This is a genomic window from Amycolatopsis sp. 195334CR (assembly GCF_017309385.1).
GTDB lineage: Bacteria > Actinomycetota > Actinomycetes > Mycobacteriales > Pseudonocardiaceae > Amycolatopsis.
In genome coordinates this window covers 2251113-2267045 of sequence record NZ_JAFJMJ010000001.1, presented here as the reverse complement: position 1 = coordinate 2267045, position 15933 = coordinate 2251113, and the positions used below count along the sequence as shown (strand labels likewise).

The following is a 15933-nucleotide window of genomic DNA, read 5'->3' as shown; positions in this document are numbered from 1 at the left end:
TATTCAACGGTAACCCAGCCGGGCAATTATCTCCAATTGTGGCTGGTGATTCTCGCCCCATTAGGTTACCATTCCCAAAAGAAGGCCGAACTAATTTTGTTTAGCCTAACCTAATCCCATTCATGCGTTGCCGCGCATTTCAGCATGACTCAGCGGAGCGAGTCGCGCACCACCGGGCAGGACATGCACCGCGGCCCGCCGCGCCCCGAGCCGAGTTCCGACCCGGCGATGCGCAGCACCTCGATCCCGGCCGCCTCAAGGCGTTCGTTGGTCTCCACGTTGCGCTCGTACCCGACCACCACGCCCGGCGCCACGGCGAGCGTGTTGTTCCCGTCGTCCCACTGCTCGCGTTCCGCGGTCACCGCGTCGAGGCCGGTGTCGATCACCCGCAGCCGGTCGATGTCCATCGCCTTGGCGGCCGCGGTCAGGAACGGTTCCGGGCCCTCCACCCGCAATGCACCGTCGTCCCCGGTGAACAGCGTGTACGCCACCAGCGAATCCCTGGCCAGCGGGTACATCACCACTGCGTCGGTGCCGACCATGGTGCACACGGTGTCCAGGTGCATGGTCGCCCGCGACTGCTCGATCGGCACCGCCAGCACGGTGTGCGCCAGGTTGTCGGCGAACACCGAGCGCGCCAGCGATTCGGCACCGGCCGCCGAAGTCCGTTCGCCGACGCCGATCGCCACCACGCCCGGCGCCAGCAGCATCACGTCGCCGCCTTCGATCGGCGCGGAATGCGCGCCGTAGGCACGGGCGGCCTGCCGGAACCGCGGGTGGTAGGCGTACACCAGGTCGAGCACCGCGGTTTCCCGGCGCCGCGCGGGCATGGTCAGTGAGGAAATAGCCACCCGATTGGCGATCCACGCGGAGGAATCACGCGTGAACAACAGGTTCGGCAGCGGGTCGACGGCGAAATCACGCGGGTGGTTCATTTTCCGGACCAGGGAGGCGCCTTCCGCGGCGGGCAGTTCCTCGAAGGTCATCCCGGCCATCAGCACCTCGGCCAGCGTCGCCGGGTCCACAGAGGACAGATGCGAGCGGAGCACGTCGGCCAGTTCGGCGCCGAGCCTGCGGTCGTCCACCGCGGCGTGCACCCCGGCGGCGTGCGCGCGCTGGTCGTCGAGCGCGCTGCGCAGCACCTCGGCCAGCAGCAGCACCTCGACCCCGCGCCCGCGCAGCACCTCGGCGAAGGCGTCGTGCTCCTCCTGGGCGCGGTCCACCCACGGGATGGAGTCGAACAGGAGCTGGTCGTTGTTGCGCGGGGTGAGGCGCTTCAGCTCGGCACCCGGCCGGTGCAGCAGGACCGAGCGCAGCGGCCCGACCTCGCTCTCCACCAGTGGCGCGGTCACGGTCTCGGCAGTCGCTCGCTCGACGGTCACATGCTGAGACTAATCACTGTGGCGGCGGTAATGGTTCGGTAAGCGGCGGGAGTCTTCTCGCCGCGCGGCCGGTGGCCCAGAGTGAACGCATGTCGCGCAAGAAGAAGTTCCTCCTGGCCGCGCTCGGGATCGGGCTGGTGGTGGCCGCCGCCGGGCTGTGGGCCTTCCAGCCGTGGAAGGCGTTCACCCGCAGCACGGTGGACGAAGCCCTGCCGGTCGCCGTGACCAGCCAGGCACCTCCCCAGCCGGTCGCCACCGCACCGGAGCAGCCGGCGCGGTCGGCCCAGCCGGAACCGCCGAAACCGCCCGAGCCGAAGGACCTGGCCACCGGCGAGTTCGTCAGCCAGGAGCACGACACCAGCGGCAAGGCCCGCGTGGTCGACCTCGGCGACGGCAACCGCGTCCTGCGCCTGGAGGGCTTCTCCACCTCCGACGGCCCCGACGTGCACGTGTGGCTCAGCGCGGCCACCGCGGGCGGCGAGTGGGGCAAGTACGACGACGGCGCCGTGGTCAAGCTCGGCAAGATCAAGGCCACCGACGGCAACCAGAACTACGCCATCCCGGCCGACGCGAAGCTGACCGGCCTGCAGTCGGTGGTCATCTGGTGCGACCGCTTCAACGTCGCGTTCGGCTCGGCACCGCTGGCTCTCTGAAATTCGCTGAAAAAGGCGCATCGCGGGAGTCGATCCGGCGGGGGTCCGTTCGTAGGTTCGGTGCGAGAACACACCACAAGAACGGAGAACCCCATGCCGAACGACTCCAGCCGCCCGCCCGTGGTCGACCAGGCGACCTGGCAGGCCGCCCGCGACGAGCTGCTGGCCCGCGAGAAGGCACACACCCGCGAGGCCGACGCGATCGCCGCGGCCCGCCGCCGGCTGCCGATGGTGGAGTTCGACGGCACGGTCGAAGTGGTCGGTGCGAACGGCCCCGTCCCGTTCACCGACCTCTTCGACGGCCGCGGCGAACTCGTGGTCTACCAGCACATGTGGCATGAGGGCGCGCCGCACCAGGGCCAGTGCGAGGGCTGCACGAACATGATCTGGCACCTGCGGGACTCCGCCGTCTACCTGAAGGCACGCGGGGTCTCGTTCGCCGTGGTGACCAGAGGCGGGTGGGACGAGGTGGCGCCCTTCGTGGAGTTCATGGGTTACACGGACCCCTGGTACTCGGTGCGCGACGTGCCCGCGCCGGTCGGCGGTGAGATGGCCTCCCTCTCGTGCTTCCTGCGCGACGGCGACCGCACCTTCCTCACCTACTCCACCACCGGCCGCGGCAACGAGGTGGCCAACGGATCCTTCGGCCTGCTCGACATGACGCCCTACGGCCGTGGCGAGGCGTGGGAGGACAAGCCCGACGGCTGGCCCGAGGGCAACACCCCGTGCTGGTACTGGCGTTCGGCCGCGGACGGGACCGCCACCTGGGGCCCGGACAGCCGCCCCGTGCCGCAGTGGACCCGCCCCGGTGCCACCCCCGAGGAAACCCTCGGCAGGCACGGCCACTGCCACTAGGGCAGGAAGGACACCTTGCCGCGCAGCAACGCGTACCCGACGAAGGCGAAGACGTCGAGCAGCGTGTGCGCGACCACCAGCGGCCAGAGCCGGTTCGTCTTCTGCCACAGCCTGCCGAACACCAGCCCCATCACCAGGTTGCCGACGAACCCGCCGAGGCCCTGGTACAGGTGGTACGACCCGCGCAGCACGGCGGCGGCGAACAGGCTGGAGTTCTCCCGCCAGCCGAGCTGCCGCAACCGGGTCAGCAGGTAGCCGACCACCAGCACCTCTTCGGCGAAGGCGTTGCCGAACGCCGAAAGGGTCAGCGTGATCGGCCGCCACCACGATTCGGTCAGCGTGGACGGCTGCACGGCGAGGTTGAAGCCGAGCTGCCAGCCGACGAAGTACAGCACCAGCCCGGGAATGCCGATCAACGCGGTGAGCCCGACGCCCCAGGCCAGGTCGCGCCGCGGCCGGGTCCGATCGAACCCGACCTCGGCGAGCTTCATCCCGCCGCGGTAGAGCAGGTACACGCCGAGCGCGCCCCAGCCGACCAGCTGCAGCGCGCTCAGCAACTGCTTGAGCAGGTCGATCAGCCCGGCCGCGGCCTGCGGCACGTTGAGCGCCACCTGCTGCTCGTTGAGCGGTTCGGGCCGCAGCAGCGAGTCCAGCAGCGACAGCAGGCTCCTGGCGCCGGAGAGCCCGAGCGTGATGCCGAAGACGATGAGCAGCTCGAACTTCAGCACGCGGCGTTGAGCCGGGTCGGTGACCACCTCGGGGTACGCCGGGCGGTCGCTGATCAACCAGGAGCGCATTCGCGCAAGCTACCCGGTGCCCGATAGCGTCGAGGTCATGCCTCGCACCATCGCCACCAACACCCCGGTCGAGCGCGCCGAGCTGCTCGACTTCCTGCGCCCGCGCCACCAGGGCATCCTGACCACCCGCCGCGCCGACGGCAGCCCGCAGCTGTCGCCGGTGACCTGCGGGGTGGACGAAGAGGGCCGGATCGTGATCGCCACCTACCCGCAGCGCGCGAAGGTGCGGAACCTCCGCCGCGACCGGCGCGCGTCGATGTGCGTGCTCTCGGACGAGTGGAACGGCGCCTGGGTGCAGGTCGACGGCCCGGCCGAGGTGATCGACCTGCCCGAGGCGGTGGAGCCGCTGGTCGACTACTTCCGGGCGATCTCCGGTGAGCACCCCGACTGGGACGAGTACCGCGAAGCCATGCGGCAGCAGGGCAAGTCGCTGATCCGGATCACCCCGGAGCGCTGGGGCCCGATCGCCACCGGCGGCTTCCCGCCGGAACTCGCCGACTGACTTGACCTTCGAGCTGGTCGAAGGCCCACGATGACGGGGTGACCGACCCCGAGTTGATGCCGATCGGCGCGTTCGCCAAGCGCGCCGGCCTGACCGCGAGCGCGTTGCGGTTCTACGACGACGCCGGCCTGCTCCACCCCGACCGGGTCGATCCGTGGACGGGCTACCGGCTCTACCGCGAAGCGCAACTGGCGCACGCGGCCCAGCTGCGCCGGTTGCGTGAGATCGGCATGCCGTTGCCGGTCATCAGCGAGTTCTTCGCGGCGGACGCGGAGGAAGCCGCGCGGCTGATCGACGAGCAGGTCGCCAAGGTGACCGCCGAAGCCACCGAGGTCCGGCGGGCCGCCGCGACGCTCAAGGCCGCCCTCGGCCAGGAGCCGCGCCTGACCATCTGCGTGGTGCCGGGCCCGGTCCTCGCCGCGGCCGTCGACCAGGTCCTGGCCACCACGGACCCCGAAATCCCGGTCCTGGGCGGCGTGCGCCTGGAAACCGACGACGGCGCGCTGGCCCTGGTCGCGACCGATCGGTACCGGCTCGCCCTGCGCACGGTGGTGCCCACCCGGCCGCCGACCGGTTCGTGGGCGGGCACCCTCGCCGGTGACGACCTGCGGGCGTCGAGTGCGCAACTCCGGCGCAGCTCGGTGGTGACGATCGAGGCGGGCGAGCGGACCGTCGGCCTCCGGACGGCCGACGACGTCGTCCTGCACTGCCGCCTGCTGACCGAGGAGTTCCCGGACTACCGGCTCCTGCTCGGCTCGCTCCCGCCGGTCACGCATCGCGTCACGCTCGGGAAGCAGCAGGTCATGCGCGTGCTGGAGCAGCGCGCGCCGGAAACGGTCGGGATTCGGGTGTCCGGTCGGCCGAGCCTGCTGATCGGCGACGGCGAAGTACCGCTCGACGGCTCCGCGACGGGTGCCGAGCTGGTGGTCTGGTTCGAGCTGACCACCCTGTACCCGGCGTTGAGCCAGGCCATCGGCCCCGACCTGATGCTCGACCTGCGCGGCGCCGACCAGCCCGCCACGGTCCGGTCCGCCGACGACGGCGACCTCACCACCCTTGTCATGCCCTGCCGGAAGGACGGAACCCAGCCATGACCGACCCCACGATGGAAACGATCAGCGCGGCCGTGGTCCGCGGCCGCGAAGGTGACGTGACGACGGCCCGGCGCGACCTGCTGACCGTCTGGCAGGAAATCGGCGCGGCGGGGGATCCGTTCCACCGGTGCACGCTGGCGCACTACCTGGCCGACCTGTACGACGATCCGGCCGAAGCGCTCGTGTGGGACGTCCGCGCCCTCGACGCCGCCGACGCCCTCACCGACGAACGAGCCCAGCAGCACGACGCCGGTCTCCAGGTGGCGGGCTTCTACCCGAGCCTGCACCTCAACCTGGCCGACAACTTCCGCCGCCTCGGCGCTTTCCAGGCCGCGGCCGAACACATCGGGCACGCCGAGCAGCGCAGCTCCGCGTTGCCGACCGGGCCCTACGGCGACACCCTGCGCACGGCCATCCGCGAGGTGGGCCAAGCCATCACCGACCGGGACACCACGCGCCGCGCCTCCGCGCCTAGCCCTCGCTGAAGAACGGGCAGCCCACCAGCCGCCGGATCTCCACCGCCAGCTGCGGCGGGCTGTCCACCGGCTGCGAGAAGGCCAGCCGCACGTCGTGGTCGCCCGCGGCGGATTCGACCCGCAGGCGCAGGCCGTGCCGGTCGAGCCCGAGCGGGCGGATCAGCCCGCCGCGCAACTCCTCCGGCAGGTGCCTGCCCAGCTGCTCGACCACGTCCGCGTGCTCGTTCTCCAGGTGCTGGAGCCACCGCGCCTCGTAGTCGTGGAACGGGTCGGGCGTGGCCGCGCTGAACATGTGCGGCCGCAGCGAGTGCGTGCCGTCGGCGTCCGCGAGCACCAGCGACGCCGGGGTGAGGCGCAGCATGGTGAGCCCGTGGTTGACGTCGAGCAGCCGGTGGTCCGGCCGGTCGACGGCGATCGCCACCGCCCGCGCCCGCGCTGCGGGCGGGTCCAGCGGGCGCAGCCACCCGGTGATCCAGAGCAGGCCGCGGATCGGCTCGCGCAGCGGCACCGGGGCGTGGTCGGCGAGTTCGAGCATCACCCCGAACTCGCCGCGCTGTGTTTCCGCGGCGGCTTCCACCAGCGGATGTCCATCGGGCAGGAGCAGGCTGACACTGCCGCTGGCGTGCACGTGGTGCAGCACCGGGACCACCCGGCTGCCGTCGTGCTCACCGCGGTCCACCGACGGGACCAGCGTCGCCGGGCAGTCGCGCGACGCGATCGTCTTCGCGCGCTCGGCGGGATTCGGCGCCGGCGGGCGGCGCGTCGCGGTCGTGGGCTCGGTCAAGGTCCACCTCCTACTTAGGTGAGGCTAACCTGTTGTCCCCGGTTTGCAAAGGGTCACGAACCCAGCACCCGCCGGGCGGCTTCGTCGGCTTCCACCACCCCGCGCCGGATGGCTTCCAGCTGTTCAGCGAGGCCGTCGAGCGAGGCCCCGGCCGCCGGGGCCGGGTCGGCGGTCGCCGAAAGTTCCACCACCCGGGTTACCAAGCTCTCCAGATCGAGCGTGCCGGCGTGCAGTTCGCCGAGCAGTTTCGCGCGCAGATCGGTGAGCCGTTTCGCGACCGCACGCTGGTCGCGGACGGCGTTCAGCGCCCGCAACGTCGCCTCGTCGGTCCCGCGTCGGCGGAGTCGTTTCTCCTCCGCGGCCAGTTCCGCCGTGTCGATCCGGTCCAGCGCGTCGCGAGTGGCCGACGAGCGTTCCGCCAGCCGCCGCAGGCTCGCCGCGGTCTCCGCGACCATCGACGCCATGAGCGGAACCTGCTCCGCGAGCGGTCCCGGCGGCAGGGTCGCGCCGATCGCGGCGAAGCTCTCCCGCGCCTGCTCAGCGCGTTCGTAGTAACCGGCCTCCTCCCCGGTGAGCGCGGGTTCCGGCACCGGCTTGCGGTCGACCGCCAACGCCGCCCTGGCGACCAGCACGGCCACGCCCACCCCGGCCGCGACGACCGGCGGCAGTTGCACCGCCCAGGCCACCCCGGCGGACGTGCCCGCCAGCAGCAACCCCCACGGCTCGCGCAGCTCTTCGCGGAATCCCATGCGGTGCCTCAGAAGTTCGAGATGACCGCGGTGAACACCTGGTTGATGGTGTCCGGCTTGGACGAGTCGTACTCCGCCGCCTGCGTCGCCTCCGCCATCCGCTTGAGCACGTCCTGATCGGCGTCACTGCCGTAGGCGATGGTGAACATGCGCACCGTCTCGCTGCCGCTTTCCACCTGGAGCCTGCTGATCAGGTTGTCGATGTCGAGGCTGCCGGGGTCCTCGTTGCGCCCGTCGGTGAGCACCACCACGGCGTTGATCGCGTCCGGCGCGAGATTCGCCTTGAGGTACTCGTGCGCGGCGAGCGAGGTGTCGTAGAGACCCGTTCCGCCTTGTGGCGCAAGGCCTTCCAACCTCGACCGCAGCGCGTCCCGCCGTCCGTCCTGGCCCACCGGCCCGATCGGCACCAGCTCGCGGTGGTCCCGGTCGCCGTCGAGCTTGGTGGAGAACATCCACAGCCCGACCTGGTCCCGGTCGCCGAACTCGCCGAGCGCGCTCACCGCCGCCTGCTTCGCCAAGTCCATTTTGGACTTCCCGGTGCCCTCGGCGGAGTCGCCCATCGAGCCGGACACGTCCACCACCAGCAGCACGTTCGCCTTCTTGCGCAGTTCCGACCACGACTTGAGGACCAGGTCGAGCACCGGCGGGCTGGGTGGCCGGATCACGTTCAGCTTCACCTCCGGCGTCACCCCGTTGTCCACGGTGGCCTGTGGGCCCGGCTTGTTGTCGAAGCTGCGGAAGCCCTGGTCCAGGAAGCGCTGCTGGGCGGCACCCGACTGCAGGAAGGCGAGGAAGTCGGCGGCCACCTGGCGCCGGAGGTCGTCGGTCCAGTTCAGCACCGCGTACGGGTGGTCGGAGTTGAGCGTGCCGTCGGCCGGGTAGACCGCCACCACCGGCACCTTCGGCCGCGGGTGCTGGCCGAGCTTCGCCGGGTCGTTGGTCGGATTGCCCTGGTTGTAGCCGATCAGCGAGTTCTCCTCGACGGCCACCGCGGAGATGTAGGACAGCGCCGCGCCCCGGTCGTCGGCCTGCAGCAGGTTGGTCAGGAAGGTGAGCGTGGTGTCGCCGTAGTGCACGATCGACTGCTCCACCCCGCCGACGAACGCCTTCACCTCCGGCTTGTCCAGGTCCGGCGCGGTCAGGTCCGACGAGGTGCCGGTGGCCGCGAAGTAGGTGCCGATGGTGGCGTTCAGCCCGGACGTCGACAGGTTCGGGTTCGTCTTGCCGAGCCGGAACGCGCCCCACTCGGGATGCCCGTACTTCGCCCAGCCCGCCGGATCGGTGGCCAGTGCGGCCAGATCGCGCCAGCCGATGCCGCGGCCGGGCCAGCCCAGCGCCTCGGCCATCGGCTTCGGCATGGCGATCACCAGCGGCGCGTTGGCCAGCGACGGCGGTTGCTGCTCGAGCAGCACGTCCGGCCGGTCCTGCGCGGCGAGCCGCTGTCGCAGCAGCGTCGCCCAACCGGACGCGGCCGGCGTCCAGACGTCCGGACGCGGGCCGTCGACCGCCTCGTTCCACCCGGCGGACAGCGCCTGCATGGCCGCGCCCGAGCTCTTCGACTGGACGAGCACGTCCACGCAGGTCCCGGCGACCGTGCGCCCGCTGTACTCGCTCGCCAGCTGCTTGACGATGCCCGCCTTCTCCGGCGACGAGGCCACGCGCAGCTGCACGGATTCCCCACCGCACTTGACTTCCTCCGCCTGGTCACCCTCGTCGGCGGTGACCAGGCGGAGCGTGACGATCAGCCCGGCGGCGAGCACGATCGCACCGAGGAAGGACCAAGTGCGCTTGCGTCTTCGACTTTCCTGGCCGGACAAGGTCATTTCGAACCTCCGCGCGCGGTCGGGAAACCATCATGCCCGGAAAGCACGCGAGAACGGGAAACCTTGTCGTTACGATCAGCGGCTGGGACCGCGTCCCGACCACGTCCACGCGTACCCGGGGTCCTCCGACGCGTCGGCCGCCTCACCGAGGTCCAGCGGCGCGAAGGTGTCCACCATGACCGCGGTCTCGTCGAAGAAGTCCGCGCCGATCGACGCCTCGGCCGCGCCCGGCTGCGGCCCGTGCGTGAAGCCGGACGGGTGCAGCGAGAGCGAGCCGATGCCGATGCCCGAGCCCTTGCGCGCCTCGTAGTTGCCGCGCACGTAGAACATCAGCTCGTCGGAGTCGACGTTCGCGTGGTTGTACGGCACCGGGATCGACTCCGGGTGGTAGTCCACCTTCCGCGGGCAGAACGAGCACACCACGAAGTTCGGGCCCTCGAAGGTCTGGTGCACGGGCGGCGGCTGGTGCACGCGGCCGGTGATCGGCTCGAAGTCGTCGATGTTGAACACCCACGGGTACAGGCAGCCGTCCCAGCCGACCACGTCGAACGGGTGGTTGGCGTAGGTGTAGCGGGTCAGCCCGGCGCGGTGGCGCACCAGCACCTCGACGTCCTCGCCCTCGGCCAGCATCGGCGCCGACGGGCCCCGGATGTCGCGTTCGCAGTACGGCGCGTGCTCCAGGAACTGGCCCTTGTTCGACAGGTACCGCTTCGGCGGGCCGATGTGCCCGCGCGCCTCGATGGTGAGCAACTGCAGCGGCTCGCGCGGCACCACGCGGTAGGTGCACGAGGTCGGGATGACCACGTAGTCGCCGTCGCCGATCTCCAGCGCGCCGTAGATGGTCTCCAGCACGCCGCTGCCGCCCTGGACGTAGAACAGCTCGTCCCCGGCCGCGTTGCGGTATAGCGGGCTCGGCACGGTCGCCACGGCGAAGCCGATGGTCACGTCGGCGTTGCCGAACAACCGGCGGCGGTCGGTCACCGCGTCGGCGTCGGCGGTGAACTTGAGGTCCTGGGTGCGGAAGCTGCGCGGCTTCAGCGGGTGGTTCGGGTTCAGCTGGCCGCGCTCGTCCGGCACCGCGACCGCGTCCACTATCGCGGTGGGCAGATTGCGGTGGTACAGCAGCGCGGAGTCGGCGGAGAACCCCTCGACGCCCATCAGTTCCTCGGCGTAGAGGCCGCCCTGTGGCGAGCGGAACTGGGTGTGCCGCTTGTGCGGGATCTCCCCGACTCGGCGGTAGTAAGGCACGGGCCCCTCCCGGAAGGCGTTCTTGAACACTGGTAATCGTGTCCGCTTTACGGACGTGTTTGTCCTCATGTCGTACGCTACTAGCGTGTCAGTCGTGTCAAGCGCAGTGGAACTCACGCCCCCCGGCCCCCGCGGAATTCCGCCCCTGTTCGCCCGGCTCGTCGACGACTCCGCGCTCTTCCCGCCGGGAGACGCCGCGATGCCCGAAGCCCTGCGCTCGTACCTGGAGACCAGGGCGGGTGCGCACGCGGGTCTCGTCGGCCTGTTCCTGTGCCAGGCGTCGAGGTTGCCGGAGCTGATCACCGAGCTGATCAAGATCAAGCCGAAGACCCCGCTGCCGTTGTCGCTGATCATCGACACCGGTCTCGGCGGGGTGCCGAAGGCGATCTCGATCGTGGAATCCCGCGACGAACTGCTCGACCTCCGCATGGTCGAGATGCCCGCCCCGTCGGACGTGGACGAGGTCTGGCTGGAGCGGGTCTCCGAGTTCGTGCCGGAGGACGTCATCCGGGTGGTCGAGCCGCGGCGCGGGGTCGGCTGGCTGGACGGCGTGCGCAAGGTGATCGAGCACGGCAGCCGGCCGAAGATCCGCTGCGGCGGGCTGTCCAGCGAGAACTTCCCCAGCGTGGACGAGGTGGCCGACTTCCTGGCCGTGGTCAGCGCGCACACCGGGTCCTCGTTCAAGGCCACCAACAGCCTCCACCGCGCCGTCCGGCACGCGGACGCCGACACCGGCTTCGCCCACCACGGCTTCCTCAACCTGCTGGTCGCCGCGGCCCGCTGCCTGTCCGGCAAGGACGTGCGCGCGGCGCTGGAGGAGACCGACGGCGAGGCGCTGGCCAAGGAGGCCACCGCGTTGTCCGAGCCGGCCGCCAAGGCGGTCCGCGAGCTGTTCGGGTCCTACGCCTCGGCCTCGCTGGACGAGCCGGTGGAGGACCTGAAGGGCCTGGGCCTGTTGTGAGCCGGAGATGAGTCGCGAGGGCTCGCTGACCCTGGAGCGGGGCCTGGCCCTGCTCCAGGCCGTGGCCGACGCGGGCAGCGAGGCCGCGACCATCTCCGAGCTGGCGGTCGCCATCGGGGCGAGCAGGCCCGCGGTTTACCGCCTGCTGGTACCGCTCGCCGAGCGCGGGCTGGTCTGGCGGGACGGGTCGAAGGTGCGGCTGGGCGTCGGGTTGCTGCGGTTGTCCGGTCAGGTGCTGCCGCAGCTGCGCCAGGCCGCCCAGCCGGTGCTGCGCGACCTCGCCGAGGCCGTCGGCGCCACCGCGCACCTCTCGGTCGCCGAGGGGGAGCAGGTGCAGGCGATCGCCGTGGTCGAGCCGTCGTGGACGAACTTCCACGTGGCCTACCGCGTGGGCAGCCGCCACCCGGTCACGGCCGGTGCCGCGGGCAAGGCGATCACACTGCGCGGGGAGCCCGGCTGGGTGGCCACCACCGGCGAGCTGCAGCCCGGCGCGTCCGGGGTGGCGGCGCCGGTGCGCGGCCTGCCCGGGCTGCGCGCCAGCATCGGGGTGATCTCGCTGGACCCGCTGGACGCGACCGCCGTCGGACCGAAGGTGGTCGAGGCGGCCGCCGCGCTCACCGGCGTGCTGAGCTGAGCAGCGGCCGGGTCATCGTCAGCAGCAGCGCCAGGTCGACGGCGAAGAGCACGCGCTCGAACAGGCCGAGCGTGACCACCGGATCAGCCGGTCCGGTGCTCATGATCCAGGCGAAGCTGGCCAGCACCACCACGAGCGTGGCCGCGCTGGCCACGGCGAGTCGTCGAATCGTGGTCCGGCGCGGTTCCCACGGGCACTGCCTGTCCGAGCGCCGCGTGAGCAGCCAGCCCGCGAGCGGCAGGGCGAGGAAGGCGAGCACCGCGCCGCCGTTGTGGATCTGACCGCTGAGCGTGCGCGCGGCGCCGTCCGGGTCCACCGGGAACAGCCCGCACACCACCAGCCCGGCGCACCAGAGCCCGAGCAGCACCGGCACCGCGCCGCCGCGCCGCGCCCGGGCGATGCCGATCAGCAGGGCCAGCGAGCCGGCCGCCAGCGCCAGGCACATCACGCCGAAGCTCGGCGCGGCACCGGCGTTCACGTACTCCGACAGCGTCCGCCACAGCGGGCTGACCTGGCCGGACAGCTGGATGTGCAGGTGGATCGCGATGAGCACGGCGACGCCCATGCCGGCGAGCGCGATGCGGCCGTGCGGACCGGCCTCGCGGGAGGGCAGCGTGCTCACTCGTGTTCACCTCGGCTTCGCAGAACAGACACGAGCCAGTCATGTTATGCGAATGAGACCTTCGCGGGGACGCTGGGTCGGGCTCGGGTCAGCTCAAGGTCTGCCAGAGCGCCGCGAGGCTGAACGCGGTGAAGACGAAGCCCGCGACCCGCTGGATCAGCTTCGGCCGGATCCGGTTGCGCACCTTCTGCCCGATGAACACGGCGATCCCGGCGACCGCGACCAGCGCGCAGAAGGCGCCGACGCCGACCGCCACCGGCTGTCCCAGCCTGGCCGCGAGCCCGGCCGTGGCGAGCTGGGAGGCGTCACCCCATTCGGCGGCGAACAGCACCCCGAACGAGGTCATCGCGGACCGCAGGAAGGTGACCGGGCCGGGGCCGCTGCGCGAGGCGTCCTCCTCGCCGTCCACCGCCGGGGCGAAGCCCTCGCGGAGCAGGAAGTAGGCGCCGACCCCGAACATCACCGCGACGATTCCGGAAACCAGCGTTTCCGGCAGCAGCGTCAGCACGCTGCCGAACAACACCGCGATGGTGCTCTGCACGGCAAACGCGGCGCCCACCCCGGCAAAAACCGGCCAGGCCCGGAAACGGGTGGTCAGCACCAGGGTGGCGACGAGCGTCTTGTCCGGCAGTTCGACGGCGAAGACCAGGCCAAAAGTGCTGATCAGAGCCAGTATCGCGGCTGACATCGCGGCGTTCGCCCCCTTTCACTTCAACGATAAAGGGGAGTGGTGGAAATGGCCAGCAGATGGGAATCGCGAATCGGCGTTTGAGTAGCCGTGACAAATTGTTTTCGCCGCGCCAAACATAATTCTTCCGGTCGAGGTAAAATGAATTCATGACTGCCGAGAACGTCGTCGTGACCACGACAACCGACAGCGAGGAGGCGGCCGGCGCACTGGCCGCAGGCGCGATCGAAGCCCGGCTCGGCGCCTGCGCGCAGGTGGTCGGCCCGGTCACCAGCGTCTACCGCTGGGAGGGTGCGGTGCAGACCGACCAGGAGTGGCGGGTGGAGATCAAGACCACCGCGCGACGGGCCGCGGAGCTGACCGCGCACCTGCTCGAACACCACACCTACGACACCCCGGAGGTGATCGCGGTACCGATCACCGGCGGCAGCCCCGCCTACTTGACGTGGTTGGAGGAAGAAACGCGTTGATCAGACCTGGCGCGCAGCGCTCCGTTGAGGGTGGTGGTGGGCGACGGGCGGGCGGGACTTTGGTCCTGGGGTGAACAGGACTGTTTGAACTGGCGGGTGCCCGCGCCCGCGACGAGGCTTGATCTCGTGGAGGTCTTGGAACTCGCGCGGTGGCAGTTCGGCATCACCACCGTCTACCACTTCCTGATGGTCCCGCTGACCATCGGGCTTTCGCTGCTGGTCGCCGGGATGCAGACGGCCTGGGTGCGCACCGGGAACGAGCGCTACCTCAAGATGACGAAGTTCTGGGGCAAGCTGCTGCTGGTCAACTTCGCCATGGGCGTGGTGACCGGGATCGTGCAGGAGTTCCAGTTCGGGATGAACTGGAGCGAGTACTCCCGGTTCGTCGGGGACGTGTTCGGCGCGCCGCTGGCGATGGAGGGCCTGGTCGCCTTCTTCGTCGAGTCGACCTTCCTGGGGTTGTGGATCTTCGGCTGGGACCGCCTGCCGAAGAAGGTGCACCTGGCCTGCGTCTGGGCGTTCTCGCTGGCCACGGTCGCGTCGGCGTACTTCATCCTGGCGGCGAACTCGTGGATGCAGCACCCGGTCGGCGTCGAGTTCGTCGACGGCAGGCCGACGATGAACTCGATTTGGGCGGTGCTGACGAACAACACCGCGCTGGCCGCCATCCCGCACACGGTGGCGGGCACGTTCTCGGTGGCCGCGGCCTTCGTGGTCGGGGTGGCCGCCTGGCACCTGTGGCGCAAGCGCTCGGCGGAGGACGAGCACCGCGCGGTGTGGCGCTCGTCGATCCGCCTCGGTGGCTGGGTCGGCGTGGTGGCCTTCGCGGCGCTGGCGATCACCGGTGACCTGCAGGGCAAGCTGATGTTCGAGCAGCAGCCGATGAAGATGGCCTCGGCGGAGGCGCTGTGTCATACGGAGGCCCCGGCGAGCTTCTCGATCCTGGCGATCGGCGACGTGGCGGACGCGCAGTGCGAGGACGTGAAGACGTTCACCGTGCCCGCGTTGCTGTCCTTCTTGGCGCACAACGACTTCAGTACCGAGGTGAAGGGCGTCGAGGACCTGGTCACGGAGTACCAGGCGCGCTACGGCACCAATTATCCGGACGACCCGCGCCTCGGCGAACTGGCCGGGCAGCCGATCGACTACGTGCCCAGCCTGCCGGTGACGTACTGGGGCTTCCGCGCGATGATCGGCTTCGGCGCGATCTCGGCGGGGCTCGGGGTGCTGGCCCTGTGGCTGACCCGGAAGGGGCGGATCCCGTCGAGCCGTTGGTTCCCGAGGGTGATGCTGCTGGGCATCATCACCCCGTTCGTGGCGAACAGCGCCGGCTGGATCTTCACCGAGATGGGGCGCCAGCCGTTCGTGGTGGTCCCCAACCCCACCGGCGTCGACGGCGTCTGGATGTTCACCGCGACGGCGGTGTCCAACCTGAGCGCGGGTGAGGTGTGGGTGTCGCTGATCGGCCTCACCGTGGTCTATGCGGTGCTGGGCGTGGTGGAGGTGTTCCTGCTGCGGAAGTACGTGCGCGGGGGCATCGAAGGCGTCATGCCCCCCAAACCCCCAACCACTCCGGACGAGGACAAAGCCCTCTCCTTCGCGTACTGAAGGCGACCACCATGCAGACACCCATGCCCCCCACCGGCGGACCGCCGCTCCCCACCGCGCCAGCCGCGCCCCTTCCGGCCTCGCGCCGACCCGCGACTCTTTCGCGCTCGCGCCGTGCGGCGCCCCTTCCGGCCTCGCCCCGGGTGGCCACACTTCCGGCCTCGCGCCGAGCCGCGGTCATCCCGACCTCGGGTCGAGCGACCACCCTCCCGGCCTCGTGCCAAGCCGCGCCCCGCCCGACTTCGCGCCGGACCGAGACCCTGCCAGCCTCGCGCCAAGCGGCCACCCTCCCGACCACCCCGCACTCTCCCGAACCACTCCCGCCGAGCCCACACCCCACCGCCCCCCAACCCCGCGGTCCACACCCCACCGCCGAGCAACCCCCGCCCATCCCAGGGGGGCGTTCCCAGGTCCAGCCTATCGGCGCTGGCGCCGGGGCGGGGCTGTCCACAGGTTTCTGTGGACAAGTGCGGTCGTTGTGCACAACTTGGGGAAAACAGGTTTCACGTGGCACAACGTGGTCGGCAGCTGGGCGCCGCGCGTCACTGACGGCCGGGCGCCTGGCGATGGTGCCCAGGCCGGTCGGT

17 protein-coding genes are annotated in these 15933 nt (G+C 70.7%); 9 read left to right on the top strand and 8 right to left on the bottom strand.

From position 1 onward, the window contains the following. Positions 1-149: 149 nt before the first annotated feature. Positions 150-1337 (bottom strand): arginine deiminase, encoded by a 1188-nt coding sequence (locus JYK18_RS11075; protein WP_206804156.1) that lies wholly within the window; start codon positions 1335-1337, stop codon positions 150-152. A gap of 134 nt (positions 1338-1471) precedes the next feature. Between JYK18_RS11075 and JYK18_RS11070 the strand changes: the two genes are divergently transcribed. Both JYK18_RS11070 and JYK18_RS11065 read left to right on the top strand, forming a co-directional pair. Beyond that, positions 1472-2035, top strand: coding sequence for a DM13 domain-containing protein (locus tag JYK18_RS11070; RefSeq protein ID WP_206802007.1), 564 nt, complete (start codon positions 1472-1474; stop codon positions 2033-2035). A 93-nt stretch (positions 2036-2128) separates the two neighbouring features. Then, positions 2129-2890 carry a DUF899 family protein gene (locus JYK18_RS11065; RefSeq protein ID WP_206802006.1) on the top strand — a complete coding sequence of 254 codons (762 nt, stop codon included), beginning with the start codon at positions 2129-2131 and terminating at the stop codon, positions 2888-2890. On the opposite strand, the gene JYK18_RS11060 is transcribed toward JYK18_RS11065, so the two are convergent. Next, positions 2887-3687, bottom strand: coding sequence for a CPBP family intramembrane glutamic endopeptidase (locus JYK18_RS11060; protein WP_206802005.1), 801 nt, complete (start codon positions 3685-3687; stop codon positions 2887-2889). The genes JYK18_RS11065 and JYK18_RS11060 overlap by 4 nt on opposite strands. Positions 3688-3724: 37 nt before the next feature. Here JYK18_RS11060 and JYK18_RS11055 point away from each other — a divergent pair, with 37 nt between their 5' ends. From JYK18_RS11055 to JYK18_RS11045, 3 genes are read left to right on the top strand one after another with little or no spacing between them, the layout of a single operon-like run. Then, positions 3725-4189 carry a PPOX class F420-dependent oxidoreductase gene (locus JYK18_RS11055; protein WP_206802004.1) on the top strand — a complete coding sequence of 155 codons (465 nt, stop codon included), beginning with the start codon at positions 3725-3727 and terminating at the stop codon, positions 4187-4189. A gap of 38 nt (positions 4190-4227) precedes the next feature. After that, positions 4228-5283: a MerR family transcriptional regulator gene (locus JYK18_RS11050; RefSeq protein ID WP_206802003.1), complete on the top strand. Its 1056-nt coding sequence runs from the start codon at positions 4228-4230 to the stop codon at positions 5281-5283. Next, entirely contained in the window at positions 5280-5768 is a 489-nt protein-coding gene (locus tag JYK18_RS11045) for a hypothetical protein (protein ID WP_206802002.1), read from the top strand. The genes JYK18_RS11050 and JYK18_RS11045 overlap by 4 nt, the downstream gene beginning before the upstream one ends. Here JYK18_RS11045 and JYK18_RS11040 read toward each other — a convergent pair. The 4 genes from JYK18_RS11040 to JYK18_RS11025 all read right to left on the bottom strand — a co-directional run bounded on the left by JYK18_RS11040 (position 5755) and on the right by JYK18_RS11025 (position 10363). Continuing rightward, positions 5755-6543 (bottom strand): DUF2470 domain-containing protein, encoded by a 789-nt coding sequence (locus JYK18_RS11040; protein ID WP_206802001.1) that lies wholly within the window; start codon positions 6541-6543, stop codon positions 5755-5757. The genes JYK18_RS11045 and JYK18_RS11040 overlap by 14 nt on opposite strands. Positions 6544-6596: 53 nt before the next feature. Beyond that, a complete protein-coding gene (locus JYK18_RS11035) occupies positions 6597-7292 on the bottom strand; it encodes a hypothetical protein (protein ID WP_206802000.1) in 696 nt (231 codons plus the stop codon). A gap of 8 nt (positions 7293-7300) precedes the next feature. Further along, positions 7301-9115 carry a substrate-binding and VWA domain-containing protein gene (locus JYK18_RS11030; RefSeq protein ID WP_206801999.1) on the bottom strand — a complete coding sequence of 605 codons (1815 nt, stop codon included), beginning with the start codon at positions 9113-9115 and terminating at the stop codon, positions 7301-7303. A gap of 75 nt (positions 9116-9190) precedes the next feature. Beyond that, on the bottom strand, positions 9191-10363 hold the full coding sequence (locus JYK18_RS11025; protein ID WP_206801998.1) for a homogentisate 1,2-dioxygenase: 1173 nt from the start codon (positions 10361-10363) through the stop codon (positions 9191-9193). Positions 10364-10469: 106 nt separating this feature from the next. Between JYK18_RS11025 and JYK18_RS11020 the strand changes: the two genes are divergently transcribed. Together JYK18_RS11020 and JYK18_RS11015 are read left to right on the top strand one after the other, a co-directional pair. Then, a complete protein-coding gene (locus tag JYK18_RS11020) occupies positions 10470-11324 on the top strand; it encodes a hypothetical protein (RefSeq protein ID WP_307796002.1) in 855 nt (284 codons plus the stop codon). Between the two features lie 7 nt (positions 11325-11331). Beyond that, positions 11332-11958 carry an IclR family transcriptional regulator gene (locus JYK18_RS11015; protein WP_206801997.1) on the top strand — a complete coding sequence of 209 codons (627 nt, stop codon included), beginning with the start codon at positions 11332-11334 and terminating at the stop codon, positions 11956-11958. On the opposite strand, the gene JYK18_RS11010 is transcribed toward JYK18_RS11015, so the two are convergent. Continuing rightward, on the bottom strand, positions 11939-12523 hold the full coding sequence (locus JYK18_RS11010) for a DUF998 domain-containing protein (RefSeq protein ID WP_206804154.1): 585 nt from the start codon (positions 12521-12523) through the stop codon (positions 11939-11941). The two genes, JYK18_RS11015 and JYK18_RS11010, sit on opposite strands and share 20 nt — an antisense overlap. A gap of 145 nt (positions 12524-12668) precedes the next feature. Continuing rightward, the gene (locus JYK18_RS11005) at positions 12669-13268 is read right to left on the bottom strand and encodes a TMEM165/GDT1 family protein (RefSeq protein ID WP_206801996.1); all 600 of its coding nucleotides are present in this window, start codon (positions 13266-13268) and stop codon (positions 12669-12671) included. Between the two features lie 149 nt (positions 13269-13417). On the opposite strand from JYK18_RS11005, the gene cutA reads away from it, so the two are divergent. Further along, positions 13418-13738: a divalent-cation tolerance protein CutA gene (cutA, locus tag JYK18_RS11000; protein WP_206801995.1), complete on the top strand. Its 321-nt coding sequence runs from the start codon at positions 13418-13420 to the stop codon at positions 13736-13738. Between the two features lie 126 nt (positions 13739-13864). After that, entirely contained in the window at positions 13865-15346 is a 1482-nt protein-coding gene (locus JYK18_RS10995; protein WP_206801994.1) for a cytochrome ubiquinol oxidase subunit I, read from the top strand. The last annotated feature ends 587 nt before the right edge of the window (positions 15347-15933 follow it).